13 protein-coding genes are annotated in these 13,552 nt (G+C 56.0%); 12 read left to right on the top strand and 1 reads right to left on the bottom strand.

Annotated features, from left to right (window positions below):
- A complete protein-coding gene (locus MWL89_RS06515; protein ID WP_102378463.1) occupies nt 1–1,218 on the top strand; it encodes a glycosyltransferase family 2 protein in 1,218 nt (405 codons plus the stop codon).
- Entirely contained in the window at nt 1,215–2,528 is a 1,314-nt protein-coding gene (locus tag MWL89_RS06520) for a UDP-glucose dehydrogenase family protein (RefSeq protein ID WP_244412251.1), read from the top strand. The genes MWL89_RS06515 and MWL89_RS06520 overlap by 4 nt, the downstream gene beginning before the upstream one ends.
- Before the next feature lies 1 nt (nt 2,529).
- Here the strand turns inward: MWL89_RS06520 and MWL89_RS06525 are convergent, their stop codons facing one another.
- Complete coding sequence (locus MWL89_RS06525) at nt 2,530–3,711, bottom strand: glycosyltransferase family 4 protein (protein ID WP_244412253.1); 1,182 nt, start codon at nt 3,709–3,711, stop codon at nt 2,530–2,532.
- Nucleotides 3,712–3,869: 158 nt separating this feature from the next.
- Here MWL89_RS06525 and MWL89_RS06530 point away from each other — a divergent pair, with 158 nt between their 5' ends.
- The 10 genes from MWL89_RS06530 to MWL89_RS06575 all read left to right on the top strand — a co-directional run bounded on the left by MWL89_RS06530 (nt 3,870) and on the right by MWL89_RS06575 (nt 13,517).
- A complete protein-coding gene (locus MWL89_RS06530; RefSeq protein WP_244412254.1) occupies nt 3,870–4,550 on the top strand; it encodes a glycosyltransferase in 681 nt (226 codons plus the stop codon).
- 7 nt (nt 4,551–4,557) lie between these two features.
- A complete protein-coding gene (locus tag MWL89_RS06535; RefSeq protein ID WP_102378459.1) occupies nt 4,558–4,938 on the top strand; it encodes a DUF2304 domain-containing protein in 381 nt (126 codons plus the stop codon).
- The gene (locus MWL89_RS06540; protein ID WP_279611962.1) at nt 4,889–5,788 is read left to right on the top strand and encodes a LicD family protein; all 900 of its coding nucleotides are present in this window, start codon (nt 4,889–4,891) and stop codon (nt 5,786–5,788) included. Before MWL89_RS06535 ends, MWL89_RS06540 begins: the two co-directional genes overlap by 50 nt.
- 13 nt (nt 5,789–5,801) lie before the next feature.
- Nucleotides 5,802–6,593: a LicD family protein gene (locus MWL89_RS06545; RefSeq protein ID WP_102378457.1), complete on the top strand. Its 792-nt coding sequence runs from the start codon at nt 5,802–5,804 to the stop codon at nt 6,591–6,593.
- Between the two features lie 57 nt (nt 6,594–6,650).
- Nucleotides 6,651–7,964 carry a lipopolysaccharide biosynthesis protein gene (locus MWL89_RS06550; protein ID WP_244412256.1) on the top strand — a complete coding sequence of 438 codons (1,314 nt, stop codon included), beginning with the start codon at nt 6,651–6,653 and terminating at the stop codon, nt 7,962–7,964.
- Entirely contained in the window at nt 7,961–9,097 is a 1,137-nt protein-coding gene (locus MWL89_RS06555; RefSeq protein ID WP_102378456.1) for a glycosyltransferase, read from the top strand. The genes MWL89_RS06550 and MWL89_RS06555 overlap by 4 nt, the downstream gene beginning before the upstream one ends.
- A 161-nt stretch (nt 9,098–9,258) precedes the next feature.
- Nucleotides 9,259–10,263: an extracellular solute-binding protein gene (locus MWL89_RS06560; RefSeq protein ID WP_102378455.1), complete on the top strand. Its 1,005-nt coding sequence runs from the start codon at nt 9,259–9,261 to the stop codon at nt 10,261–10,263.
- 3 nt (nt 10,264–10,266) lie between these two features.
- The gene (locus MWL89_RS06565) at nt 10,267–11,031 is read left to right on the top strand and encodes an ABC transporter ATP-binding protein (protein ID WP_102378454.1); all 765 of its coding nucleotides are present in this window, start codon (nt 10,267–10,269) and stop codon (nt 11,029–11,031) included.
- Between the two features lie 6 nt (nt 11,032–11,037).
- Nucleotides 11,038–12,636: an ABC transporter permease subunit gene (locus MWL89_RS06570; RefSeq protein ID WP_244412258.1), complete on the top strand. Its 1,599-nt coding sequence runs from the start codon at nt 11,038–11,040 to the stop codon at nt 12,634–12,636.
- Complete coding sequence (locus MWL89_RS06575; protein WP_102378452.1) at nt 12,621–13,517, top strand: sugar phosphate nucleotidyltransferase; 897 nt, start codon at nt 12,621–12,623, stop codon at nt 13,515–13,517. Before MWL89_RS06570 ends, MWL89_RS06575 begins: the two co-directional genes overlap by 16 nt.
- Nucleotides 13,518–13,552: the final 35 nt, after the last annotated feature.

The following is a 13,552-nucleotide window of genomic DNA, read 5'->3' on the forward strand; positions in this document are numbered from 1 at the left end:
ATGGTTGATGACGGTCAATCGCCGGGAGCGGAGTTTCCGCTCGTATCGGTAATCGTTCCCGCATACAACGTGGGTTCGTACATCGATCGATGCCTGGCAAGCATCGAAGCCCAAACGTACGCTAATCTTGAAATCATCGTCGTAGACGATGGTTCGAGCGACGATACGCTTGATCGGATACGCCTACATGCGGCAGGAGACGCCCGCATAACGGTTCTCACTCAAGAGAATCGCTATGCGGGCGTAGCTCGAAACCATGGGTTCGCTCACGCCCGCGGCGAATATGCGGCGTTTCTCGACGCAGATGATTTTTTCGAGCCGAGCATGATTGAAAGCTTGGTTGCGCGGGCCATCGAAACGAGTGCCGATGTTGCAATATGCCGCTCGAATTATTTCGACGATATAACCGAAGAAGTCAAACCAATCGACTTCAGCTTGCTTTTCGTCGATCCCGCCAAGGTGTATTCGGGACGTTCGCTTCGGGATGTCATGTTCCGTTTTTGCGTCGGTTGGCCGTGGGACAAGCTGTTTCGATCCGCTTTTGTTCGGGAGCACGATCTGGCATTCCAGGATCTGCGGACCACGAACGACGCGTATTTCGTATTCATGGCGCTCATGCTTGCGGATGCTATTGCGTTTGTCGACGAGCCGCTTGTCATGCATCGAACGAACAATGCCGCATCGCTTGAACGCACGAGGAGCAAATCGTGGGCCAATGCGATCAAAGCTGCTATAGCCATCGGCGAGGGACTCGAAGACCGCGATATGTACGACATTTTCGAGCGGAGCTATGTCAATTGGTGTCTCAACTTCTCCCTGTGGAACCTTGAGACGCTTGAAGACGACGCACGCAACGGGCTTGTGAGAGAGATGGGAGAGCGGCTTGCGCCAAAGTTGCCCCTGGACGCCTCAAGGGGGTTCTATTTCGATGAGAGGGAGCGAACGGCGGCCGAAATCTTGCAGACCGATCGCCTTGGAGCGCAGTGCAGGGGTTTGCTGCTCGCATCCGAAGTCGCTCACTTGAAGAGCGATGTTGCCTGGTTGCGCGAGCATACTGCTGCGTTGAACGGCGAGCTAGCGTGGCGCGACGAGGCGATCGATCGGCTTCAGCGCGAAAAGCAAGAGGTGCTGGACTCGCATACGTATGCGGTCGGGCGGAGGGTCATGGCCGTTCCCTGTGCGATAAAAGACGTATTGTCGAAGAAGGAATCAGGATGAACATCACCGTATGCGGAACCGGGTACGTAGGCCTTGTCGCTGCAGTTGTTTTCGCTTCGAAGGGCCATCGCGTAATCGGTCTCGATATCGACGAGTGCAAGATTTCGTTGCTGAGAGGCGGTGCATCGCCGCTGTTCGAGCCGGGCCTCGAGGAACTTATGGCGAAATCGTCGTGCAATCTCGAGTTCACTGCCGATTATCGCAAAGCGTACGAGAGCGCCGATGTTATCTTCGTTGCAGTGCCGACGCCCGAGAAAGCCGACGGTTCTGCCGAGCTGTCGTATGTCATGCAGGCGTGCGACCAGATAGCCGAAAGTAGAGAGCGGGGATGCATCGTTGTCGTCAAGTCAACCGTTCCGCCGGGGACGAATGATCGCATCCAGGCCTATTTCGACGATATAGCGGGCTCTGCCCCGGGTCGACGGTTCAACGTGGTATCGAACCCCGAATTCCTCTCGCAGGGAACTGCGCTACGCGACATGCTGTATCCCGCCCGCATCGTTGTCGGTGTTCAGGACGACGACGCCGCTGATCTCATGCGTGCTCTGTATCAGCCGTTCGATGCCCCGGTGATGGTCATGGATCTCCGCAGCGCCGAGTTGGTCAAGTACGCGAGCAACGATTTTCTGGCACTCAAAATATCCTATATCAACGAGATAGCCAACCTGTGCGATGTGGTCGGCGCCGATATCGAGCGCGTTGCTGCGGGTATGGGGGCAGATCCCCGTATCGGCGATAAGTTTTTACGGGCGGGTATCGGTTACGGCGGCTCGTGCTTTCCCAAAGATACGAAGGCCCTCCATTGGCTGAGCACGTGCCACGGGCACGAAATCAAGACGATCAAGGCGGCCATCGAGGTGAATACCGCCCAAAAGACGATGCTCGTAGCGAAAGCCAAGGAGCGTTACGGATCTCTTGCGGGCAAGCGGATTGCGGTGCTCGGTCTCACGTTCAAGCCCGATACCGACGATCTTCGAGACGCTCCGTCTCTTGACGTAGTGCGCATGCTTCTTGACGAAGGTGCGCAAACGGTGCTGTACGATCCGTGCGGCATGCCTGCGTTCGAGGGGCGCTATCCGGCATCTTTGGGCGTTCTCGAATACGCTGGAGATCCGTACGAGGCATTGCGGGATTCCGATATGGCGTTCATCCTTACCGAGTGGGAAGAGTTCGCTTCGATCACTGCCGATCAGTATCGAAGCCTCATGGGTACTCCCGAGATATACGACGGACGCAACATGTATTCCCTCGATGCGTTTCGGGGCACCAGCGTGCGCTATGTTTCGATAGGAAGGCCTGTCGTCGAATAGGCTATTCCGTCGCTTCGCCGGCCGCTTCCCGCTGAGCCCTCTCGCATGCGGAGATTGCCCTTCTCGCTGTTTTTTCCCAGGAATAATCGGTTCGTACGAGTTTTCCCAGCAGTCGGCCTTTGTCGGCGGTTTGCCCGGGGTGATCGGCTGCTCGGCGAATGGCATCCGCGATTGTCTGAGGCTCTGCGTTCGGGATTATGGTGCCGTAAGCTTCGTCGGGCATCAGTTCTCTTCCGCCTCCGACATCGGTGGCGACGGCGGTCGTGCAGCATGCCGCCGCCTCGAGCAGCGAAGTTGCGAATCCCTCGGAGCGCGAGGGGAGGCAGAGAATGTCGGATTGCGCGAGCAGAGCCGCGATGTCGGGGGGATCGAGGCGACCGAGAAGGTGCATCCTGCTTGATGCCTGCTGCGACGCCGCTTCGCTCAGGGGGCCGTCTCCGGCGACGATGAACGATATGTCGGTTCTGTCTTCGAGCAGGCGGGAGGCCTGGGCGAGTTCCTTTACCCCCTTTTCCGGCACAAGTCGTCCGACGAATGCGACGACGAAATCGCTGGCGGATAAGCCGAGCTCGTCCTTGTACGACCGCTTGCTTGCCTGCGCGCAGTACGCGTCGGCATCGATCGAGTTCGACAGTTCTCCCTGCGACGCTATGCCGAAGTGCTTGAGCCAAGCGCTCGATTTTGCCGATACCGCCCAGTACGATGCGCGGTAGCGCTTGCCGATGCTTGTCAGCGCGTGTTCGACGAATGCAACGCCTTTGTCGATCAGGGGGTTTCCCATGGTGAGATGCGCGGACCCGTGCTCGATGAGAATCGGGGTGATGCCGCGTTCTCGGGAAAAGCGGAGACCGCGATTCGACAGCAGGTAGAATCGCGTGTTCACTATGATGTAGTCGATCTGCTGTTGTCCGAGCCACGACCACAGCTCCTTGAACGAACGATCTGCGCGCGGCACGGGGTAGCGTCCACCCAAAAGCGGCAGACACGGCAACCTGACGATTTCGATGGTTCCGTCGTTTTCCCTTGGGGCGGCATCGTGGGTGTTCGATGTGACGATGATGACGCGGTACCCGAGATCGGCAATCGCGCGTGCCAGGTTGCCCGTATAGGTTTCGACTCCGCCGACGGCTGGCGAGTACAGCGTCGAGAAGATGCAGATACAGGGCTTTGTCTCGGTTGGCACGGGTTCCTCCTGTGCAGTTGATCGGGTTCAGGGCGCGTTCGTTCGCCACGAGCGCCGACAAGCATTATACTTGTTCTTCTTTGCGGATGGTGCGATGCTATTCGTGCAGATGCTGTTCTGCGCGGTGAGGCATCGGGTACGTAGACTATAATGGAGCCATGAAACTACTTGCGATCATACCTGCCTACAACGAGCAGGACTGTATTGTCGAAACGATACGAGAGCTCGATCGGGTTGCACCCGATGTCGATATCCTCGTCATCAACGACGGGTCAACGGACGGGACGGGCGATCTGTGCCGCCGAGAGGGCTATAACTTTCTCGATCTTCCCGTGAACGTCGGTTTGTCGAGCGGCTTCCAGGCGGGCATGAAGTATGCCGACCGCCAAGGATACGATTGCGCCATCCAGTTCGATGCCGACGGACAGCATCGTCCCGAATACATCAAGCCCCTGCTCGAAGCGATGGAGCAGTCGGGTGCCGATATCGTCATCGGCTCGCGGTTCGTAACGAAGAAAAAAGACGTTTCTGCTCGCATGGCCGGTTCGGCCCTCATATCGTTTCTCATCAGACTCACAACGGGCAAGAGGCTTTCTGATCCAACGTCGGGTATGCGCATGTACAACCGAAGGGCGATGGCCGAGTTCGTGAAGCGCTACGATTTCGGTCCCGAGCCCGATACGCTCGCCAACCTCATTCGCAAGGGGTTTAAGGTCGTGGAGGTCCAGGTGGAGATGAGGGATCGCGAGACGGGCGAAAGCTATCTGAGCTTCTCGAAATCGATTATGTACATGGCACGCGCGTTCGTGTCGATTCTGATCGTACAGTGGCTCAGGTGATGCGCCTATGAGCATTAACTATCGTATCGTCCTTGTTCTCGGCGCGATTGTCGTCTTTGCGTTCGTGCTTCGCAAGCTGAAGAAAACCGAGATGAGCGTTGCTAATTCCGTATTCTGGCTCCTTTTCGCCGTGGCGTTGGTTATCGCGGCGGTGTTCCCCTCGGTTGTATTCTTCTTCTCGGGTCTCATCGGCATCGAGTCGCCTTCGAATTTTATCTTCCTCTGCGTCATCGCTCTTCTGCTTATCAAATGCTTTACTCTCACCGTCGAGGTTTCCAGCTTGAGGGAGAGACTTGACGTTCTTGCTCAGGAGATAGCCTTGCGCGACAAGGATCGGCATGAGCGCTATAAGACGAAGCGGGAAAGCGTCGATAATGACGTACGATGACGAAGTGCTGAGAGCTCTGCAGCTTGAAGAGCTTGCGATACTCAAACGAATCGACGAGCTGTGCGCCGCTCGCGATATTGTCTATTTTCTTGATTCCGGTACCGCCTTGGGCGCGGTACGTCACGGCGGTTTCATACCGTGGGACGATGATATCGACATCGGCATGCTCCGAGACGATTACGAGCGATTCCTCCAAGCGGCGAAAGAGGATCTTGGCGATGAATACGAGATCGGCATTCCGGGCGTTACCCCGGGCTACGCTCCTCTTTTTGCCAAGGTCTGGAAACGGGGAACGAAGTTTTACACGCAAGAGACGATCGAGGCCTCATTCGATCAGGGCATATTCGTCGACGTGTTTCCGTATGACCCTGTTTTTCCCGATGGAAAAGCCAGAAAGAAGCAGTTTTCACGCTGCACGTTTTGGCAGCGTGTGTCGTATCTTTATCACGCGAAGAGCGTGCAGGTGCCTCATGGGGGTCTGCTCGGGTCTTTCGAGCGAGCCGCCTGTGCTGTTGCTCACCGGATATGCCGGATGCTGTTCGAGCCGGAGAGGATCGCCCGATCCTTCGACGAGTCAGCGCGAGCTGCCGAGGGAGGGGGGGTGGCTGGCTGCTATGCCGCCATGTCGTATCCTCCCGATCCGCCGTTCGCGATCGAGACGCTTTTGCCTCCCGCTATCTGCGAGTTCGAGGGAATTGCGCTGCCCATACCCCATGATTCTAAAACGTATCTTGAGACGTGGTACGGTCCGACGTATAGGGAAATACCCCCCGTGGAGCTGAGAACGAACCACGCGCCCCTTGTTCTCGATTTTGGCAGCGGCGCCATCGATGCGCATGCTTCGGTTTGACGGAAGGACGAGGATGGAGCGAATCACCACCGATGACATGAAGCGCATCGAGCTCGAAATCATGGATGAAATCGATCGCATTTGCAGAGAGAAGGGCCTTTCGTACTTTCTCGCATACGGCAGCTGCCTTGGCGCTGTGCGTCACGGCGGTTTCATACCATGGGACGACGATATGGACATCTTGATGCCCCGAGCGGACTACGAGCGTTTGATCGCGGAGTTCGATGCAGCGAAAGCATCCGATCGCTTCGGCCTTGCGACATACCGTGACAAAAGCGGAATCTACCCGTTCGTAAAGGTGGTCGACAAGACGACGAAGGTATACGAGAATTTCGTGCAAAAAACCTATGCGACAGGGGTATGGGTCGATATTTTCCCGCTTGATGAAGCCCCCAACGCTCGCGATAGGGCGTATGTGCGGGGAACGCGGCTCGCGCTCGTGCGAAGCCTGATGGTGGCGGACCCGTCGGTGGGTTCGAGTCCGTTCGTGAAGTTGGTGAAGCGCATCGCCCATCCGTTCTTCTCGCGTATGGATCCCTATGCTGCCGCTCGGAAGATCGACGAGAACGCGCGCAACGCATGTGCGCGCGAGACCGATTTCTACGGTGACATCATTGGGGAGTACGTTGCCGGCACGCTGCTTCCCAAAGCATGGTTCGAGCCGCTTGAAGTGCCGTTCGAGGATCGCCGCTACTTCATTCCGAAAAGCTATGAGGAATACCTGACGAAAACGTATGGCGATTGGCGCACACCTCCCGCGGAGGAAGACAGGGACGTGCATGTATTCGAGGCGTATGCCCTGTGACGACGCTATTGGATCCGCTTCGGGCCCGTTCGGACAGCTTTGCAAAAGGGTGCAACGATGAGCGTTAAGCAATTGTCGATCAAAGCGAACATGATCTGGAATTCGGTCGGATCGCTGGCTTACCTTGGCTGCCAGTGGCTCATGACCGTCCTGATTGTGAGGATGGGCGGTTTTGCCGACAGCGGCTTGCTCGGCATTGCTATGACGGTCGTCGGGACGTTCGGTACGTTCGCCAACTACAAGATGGGTACGTATCAGATTTCCGACATCAAGCGGGAAAACGAGCTAGGGGAGTACTTTGGCTTTCGCTGCATAACGCTTGGGATTGCGTTCGTTGCCTGCATGGCGTACTCGTGTCTTACGAACCCGCAGGCGCTCCTTACCATTGCCCTCTTTTTCATCTACAAGTCGGTTGGACTTCTGATCGACATATTGCACGGGCTCGACCAGCAGAACCGCCGGATGGACTACATTGGCAAATCGTTCATTGCACAGGGGGTGGCTCTTCTTGCGGGTTTTGTTGGGGCTTATTTGGCTACGAGCAGCCTCGATATCGCCATCATCGCGATGACGGTGCTTTCCCTTGGCGTTCTGTTCTTGTTCGATATCCCGAAGGCTAGCCAATTCGAGAAGCTCAGGATCGGTATCGGTCGAAAGAAGGCCCTGTTCTTCTTTAAAACGTTGTTCCCGGCGGTCCTCGCCTCGGTGGCGGCGAGCGCCATTTTCATGGTGCCGAAGCAATACCTCTTCTGGGCGGTTGGAGACGAGGCGCTCGGCATATACCAAGCGGTTGCCGCGCCTGCGCTCGTCATACAGATGGGCGCTGTCTATCTGTACGGCCCCCTTCTGGATATATTCCCGAAACTATTCTTCGGTGGCGACAGGGCGGGATTCAGACTCTTGCTCCTCAAAACCGTCGCAGGCGTTGCGTGCGTGGGGATCGTTTGCTCGGTTGCACTTGAATTTTTCGGTTCATGGGTTCTTCAGCTGCTATACGGCGAGAGTATCGCTCCTTACGTTTACCTGTTGCAGCCTATCATCCTCTCGACGATCATGACGGCCTATCTTTGGTTTTTCGGCGATTTGCTCATAGCTCTGCGTGATTTCAAAGCGAACTTCCTCGGCAACGTGGCGGCGTTCGCAGTCGTGATTCCGCTGAGCTTTCTGTGCGTGAACTTGTGGGGCATGAACGGCGTGAGCTTTGCCGGTGCCGCCGCGTGCCTTGTCGGTGTTGCGGTGCTCCTGGTGGCGCTTGTGAGGAGGTCTCGTGCGGGGATCGGGGATGGTGGATCCGCCGTGGAAAAGGGCATCGCCGCCGAGCAAACGGATGATGGGGCTGAGTCGGATCCAAGGGAGGCGACACGGCGATGATCAGGGTCCTGCATGTGATCGGCGCGATGGACCGAGGCGGCGCCGAAACGATGATCATGAACCTGTACCGGGCGATCGACCGCTCCCTTATACAGTTCGACTTCGTCGTGCATGAAGAGAGGGCGTGCGATTACGACGCGGAAATAGAAGCGCTGGGCGGACGGATCTTTCGTGTTCCGAGGTTCAAGGGGACGAACGCGCGCGCGTATCGAAAGGCGTTCCGCGCGTTCTTTGCAGAGCACGGCGAGCATCCGATCGTCCATGGCCATATCGGGAGTAGCGCGGCGCTCTATTTGTCGGAGGCAAGACGGGCGGATCGCTTCGCGATAGCCCATAGCCATGCCCAGAAATACCCCGTGAGCCTTTCCGAGATAGCGTTTCGCGCCCTCTCGTATCCAACTCGGTACGTTGCCGATTACTTTATGGCCTGCTCGCAGGAGGCCGGCCGTGATCGGTTCGGTCGCTTTGTTACGGAAGGCCCGAACTTCAGCATCCTTAAAAACGGAATAGACCTTGATCTATACCGTTGCGACGACGCCATGCATAAGGCATGCAAGAAGGCGTACGGCTACGATGAAGAGATACCGCTCGTAGGCCACGTGGGGAGGCTCGATCCGGTAAAGAACCATCGGTTTTTGTTGCAGGTGTTCTCGGGGGTGAGAAAAGAACTTCCGCGCGCGCGGCTCGCATGCGTTGGCCGGGGTTCCCTTGCCGAGGAGATCGAGCGGGAGGCATGCGAGCTCGGCATAGCGGATGCAGTCGATTTTTTCGGTGTGAGGGAGGACGTGCCGGGTCTGCTCAAGGCGTTCGATGCATTCGTGTTCCCGTCGTTCAAGGAGGGGTTGGCCATAGCCGTTATCGAAGCGCAGGCGACCGGCCTTCCCGTTGTGGCATCGACGGGTGTGCCGCAGGCTGCAATGCTCGTCGATTCGGCAAAGCGCATGCCGCTCGATGCCGGTGCGGATGCGTGGGCGTTAGAGGTCGTTGCCCTTCTTCGCGAAGCGAACGCGCGACACGATCATGTTGCGGAGGTTGGCGAGCGGGGGTTCGGCATCGGGGAATCGGCTCGGTGGCTCGAGCGGTTCTACCGATCGGTTGTCGAGAGCGGGGGAGGCTGCGGCGCCATACGGTAGCTCCGTGTTCGCGAGGCCGCAGCCTGTCGGCTTCCTTCGAAGGGATGTGCAGGTTTTAGCTCCCTATCATGTTCAGATTTGACTTTTCCTTTACATAATTGAACGTTCACGCTACACTTACTGGCATGCTTATTCAAACATGTACAGAACAGGGTTTTGAAATGCGTCGTTATTCCGGGCGATCCATAACCCGTCGAGGGGCGATAGCCGTCGGTTGCCTGTTCGCCGCTTCTATGCTGTTGCCAGGTTGTGGCTCGGCTAACGAGAACACGGTCGTCATTTACTCATGCGGGGAGGGCGAAGCCAACGAGCTCCTGCTCGCCGCCATGCACGAGGATCTTTCGGAGTACGATATCCGATTGCATTACGTCTCGACGGGATCTGGTGCCGCCCGCATCAAGAACGAGGGCGTTCAGAGCGAGGCGGACATCATTCTCATGCTTGAGGGAGGGTATCTTCGCCAGATCGAGGATGTTCTTGCTCCCCTTGATTACGATTTCAGCGTATTCGAGGACGACCTCCTTGACGGAACGGGCAAATATCTTCCGTTCAGGCGAGAGAGCGCCTGTATCGCCGTGAACGCAGAGGCTCTTGAGTCGCGCGGGCTTTCGGTGCCGCAATCGTATGACGATCTGCTCGATCCCCAGTACAAAGGGCTCATCTGCATGCCGAACCCCAAATCATCGGGTACTGGCTACAATTTTGTGAAAAGCCTCGTGAACGAACGGGGAGAGGATGAGGCGTTCGCCTATTTCGATGCTCTTGCGGAAAACGTTTACCAGTTCACCTCTTCGGGTTCGGGTCCTGTCAACGCGCTCGTCCAGGGCGAGGCGCTTATTGGCATGGGGCTTACGTATCAGGCTGTTTCCGAGATCAACCAAGGCGTTCCGATCGAGATAGTCGAATTCGAAGAGGGGTCTCCTTGGACGATGAACGGAGTTGCCGTGATCGAGGGCAAGGAAGGCAAGCCGGCTGTTCGAGCTGTTATGGATTGGATGTACGAGAAGGGGATATTGCTCGATAAGCAGGAGTTTGTTCCCGATCGGGTATTTGTTGAGCAGGATACCTCCATCGAGAACTATCCAACCGATGCCGAGTACGCCGATATGACGGGCATTTTCGATATCGACGAGAAGAAGCGGCTCCTAGAGAGGTGGAAGTACTGAACCATGAGCGAAACGACCAAGCTGTCCATTAGGGGACTTACCAAGCGATTCGATGGGTCCGATACGCTTCACGGTCTTGATTTCGATGTGTATGACGGAGAATTCCTTTCGATTCTCGGCCCGTCGGGGTGCGGTAAAACGACTACGCTGAGGATTCTCATCGGTCTACTTGCCCCTGACGAGGGTACGGTATCGCTTGACGGGATGGACATCACGCGCGCAAGGCCGGATGAGCGGCATATGGGCATTGTATTCCAGGACTATGCACTCTTCGAGAACATGACGGTTTTAGGCAATGTCGAGTATGCGCTCAGGTTCAATGCCGAACTCAAGTCTCGGCGTCGTGAAGTCGCTACCGCGGTACTCGATCAGTTGGGGCTTTCGGAGCACCTCGACAAAAAGATCCACCAGCTATCCGGAGGCCAGCAGCAACGGGTGAGCATTGCGCGTACGCTGGCGCTCAATCCGGACATTATTCTGTTCGACGAGCCCATGAGCGCTCTCGATGTGGAAACAAGGTTATCGCTGCGCGGCGAGCTCAAGCGCATTCAGCGTGAGTTTGGCACGACGATGATATATATCACCCATGATCAGGAAGAGGCGTTCGCTTTGTCCGATCGCGTTATGGTGATGGGCGAAGGAAGGATCCACCAGCTGGCGACTCCCGAGGAGATCATAGCGAATCCGGCTGACAAGTACGTGTCCGATTTCGTGGTCGAGAACCTTCGCATCAAGATGGATTCTCTCGCGCGATTCATGGAGGCGTAGGATATCGTGGGAGGAGGAAAGGCAAGGCTCACGGTAACGCGCATTGTGCTTGCGCTTTTCTTTTTGTTTGCGGCTATCCTGCCGTTGCTGGGGCTGTTTGCGAACCTCGCGAACCCCGGAGCCCAGGCGGTTTTCGGTACCGAACAGTTTATTACCGCATGCATCAACTCGGTTGCGGTGGCGTTGACGTCGACGGTTATCGCGGTCGGGCTGGCGATCGCCATGGCCTGGGTGCTCTGCCGCACCAATATTCGCGGGAAGGCGGCGATCGGCGTGCTCATGACGCTGCCGATGCTCATTCCGTCGCTCGCCCATGGAATGGGTTTGGTGTTTCTTTTCGGCTCGAACGGCATCATCACGAACCTGTTTTCCCTTGACGGGTCCATCTACGGGTTCTGGGGCATCGTTATGGGTTCGGTGCTCTATTCGTTTCCCTCGGCTTTCCTTATTGTTTACGATGTGCTCAAATACGAGGACGCGCTGCCTTACGAGGCGGCGGATATTCTCGGTATTCCCAAGACGCACCAGTTTCTGAGCATCACGTTGCCGTATCTTCGCAAGCCCCTCATATCGGCCGTGTTCGCCACGTTCACGCTCGTGGTAACCGATTACGGCGTTCCTCTTATGGTGGGAGGCAAATGCACGACGCTTCCGGTACTCATGTATCAGGAGGTCATTGGTCTGATGAATTTTGATACCGGTGTTGCTATCGGTTTCGTACTGCTCATTCCCGCCGTGGTAGCGTTTCTCGTCGATATGCTCAATGCCGACAAGGGAAAGCTCTCTTTTGTATCAAGGGGGTTTGCCATTGCGAAAAACCGGGTACGCGATGCGTTCGGCTACTTGATGAGCTTGGGCATGTCCTTGTTCATTCTGCTGCCGCTCTGCTCGTTTGCAATCGTGTCGTTCGTGACCAAGTATCCGATCGACCTATCGTTTACCTTTGCAAACGTCGGGCGATCCTTCAATATGAACGCTGGCGACTATTGGGTGAACTCGTTGCTGATCGCCCTTGCGGTATCGGTGATCGGTACGCTGCTTGCTTATTTCGCCGGCTATATTACGGCGCGGATAAAGGGTCGCTCGGCGAAGATCCTGCATCTCGTTGCCATAACAACGCTCGCCATCCCCGGCATCGTTCTCGGCTTGTCTTATGTGCTGTTCTTCAAGGGGACCTTCATCTATGGCACGTTTGCGATACTCATTCTTGCAAATCTGGTGCACTTCTTTGCGTCGCCGTACCTCATGGCCTACAATTCGCTCGGCAAGGTAAATGAAAATCTCGAAGCCGTCGGCTCGACCATGGGGATCAGTCGGGCGAGCATTCTGAAGGATGTTCTCATTCCTCAGACGTCCGAGACCATCGTTGAAATGTTTTCGTACTTTTTCGTTAACTGCATGGTGACCATTTCGGCGGTGGCGTTTTTGGCCACGACGCTCGATATGCCGCTTGCGCTGCTCATCACCGACCTTGATGCGCAACGGCTTACCGAATGCACGGCGTTTGTTTCTCTGATGATTCTCGGCACGAACGTTGTGCTTAAACTGATAATGGCGGGTATTAAAAGGGCAATAAGGAGCAGGCAGGAATGCGCGGTTCGCTAGAGTATAAAGAGTTCAAGATACTATCAACCCTCGAGGCGAGCGATTCGCCCATGACTCAAAGGGAGATTGCGGCAGCGGTTGGCTTTTCGGTTGGAACGGTAAACAAGGTTGTGTCGGAGCTTGTCGAGCGCAACCTTATCGATGAAGCTGCGCTTACTTCGCGTGGGCTCGAGGAGTTGGAGCCGTATCGGGTAAAACGGGCTGTGCTTGTTGCGGCCGGGTTTGGCACGAGGCTCGTTCCCATTACGCTCAATACCCCCAAGCCCCTTATTCGCGTGCATGGCCGACGCATTATCGATTCGCTTCTCGATGCGGTGTACGCGGCCGGTATCGAGGAGGTATACGTTGTTCGCGGCTATCTTGCCGAGCAGTTCGATCAGCTTCTCTATCAGTACCCGAACATTCGATTCATAGAGAATCCCCAGTACAACGAAGCAAACAACATATCGTCTGCTTTGGCGGCTAAAGACCTTCTCGAGAACGCCTATGTGCTCGAATCCGATCTTTTGCTTTCGAATCCCAAGCTCGTTTCCAAGTACCAGTACGATTCCAACTATCTCGGCGTTCCCGTAGAGGTTACCGATGATTGGTGCTTCGAAACGAAGCGCGGCGTCATCACCAACCTGACGGTTGGGGGAGTTGATTGCCATCATATGTTCGGGATTTCGTACTGGACTGCAGAGGACGGGAAAAAGCTCTCTCGAGATATCGTTGCAACCTATGAAATGCCGGGCGGTAAAGAGCGTTATTGGGACGAGGTTGCGTTGAGGTACTTCTCGGAGCACTATACCGTGCGCATCAGGGAATGCTCGTTTGACGATATCGCCGAGATAGATACATTCCGAGAACTCCAGGAAATCGATGCCGCCTATGTATCATAGGTTCAATTATTAATACAGTTTATATGAATTGAACA

The sequence above is a fragment of the Raoultibacter timonensis genome, from assembly GCF_022845715.1.
In the GTDB taxonomy this organism is placed as follows: Bacteria; Actinomycetota; Coriobacteriia; order Coriobacteriales; family Eggerthellaceae; genus Raoultibacter; species Raoultibacter timonensis.

Bases quoted from the DNA above. Each gene is read 5' to 3' on its own strand.
- MWL89_RS06530 (WP_244412254.1), top strand. From the start codon at position 3,870: ATGAAACTACTTGCGATCATACCTGCCTACAACGAGCAGGACTGTATT.
- MWL89_RS06550 (WP_244412256.1), top strand. From the start codon at position 6,651: ATGAGCGTTAAGCAATTGTCGATCAAAGCGAACATGATCTGGAATTCG.
- MWL89_RS06575 (WP_102378452.1), top strand. From the start codon at position 12,621: ATGCGCGGTTCGCTAGAGTATAAAGAGTTCAAGATACTATCAACCCTC.
- MWL89_RS06540 (WP_279611962.1), top strand. From the start codon at position 4,889: ATGAGCGCTATAAGACGAAGCGGGAAAGCGTCGATAATGACGTACGAT.
- MWL89_RS06515 (WP_102378463.1), top strand. From the start codon at position 1: ATGGTTGATGACGGTCAATCGCCGGGAGCGGAGTTTCCGCTCGTATCG.
- MWL89_RS06520 (WP_244412251.1), top strand. From the start codon at position 1,215: ATGAACATCACCGTATGCGGAACCGGGTACGTAGGCCTTGTCGCTGCA.
- MWL89_RS06545 (WP_102378457.1), top strand. From the start codon at position 5,802: ATGGAGCGAATCACCACCGATGACATGAAGCGCATCGAGCTCGAAATC.
- MWL89_RS06565 (WP_102378454.1), top strand. From the start codon at position 10,267: ATGAGCGAAACGACCAAGCTGTCCATTAGGGGACTTACCAAGCGATTC.
- MWL89_RS06555 (WP_102378456.1), top strand. From the start codon at position 7,961: ATGATCAGGGTCCTGCATGTGATCGGCGCGATGGACCGAGGCGGCGCC.
- MWL89_RS06535 (WP_102378459.1), top strand. From the start codon at position 4,558: ATGAGCATTAACTATCGTATCGTCCTTGTTCTCGGCGCGATTGTCGTC.
- MWL89_RS06560 (WP_102378455.1), top strand. From the start codon at position 9,259: ATGCGTCGTTATTCCGGGCGATCCATAACCCGTCGAGGGGCGATAGCC.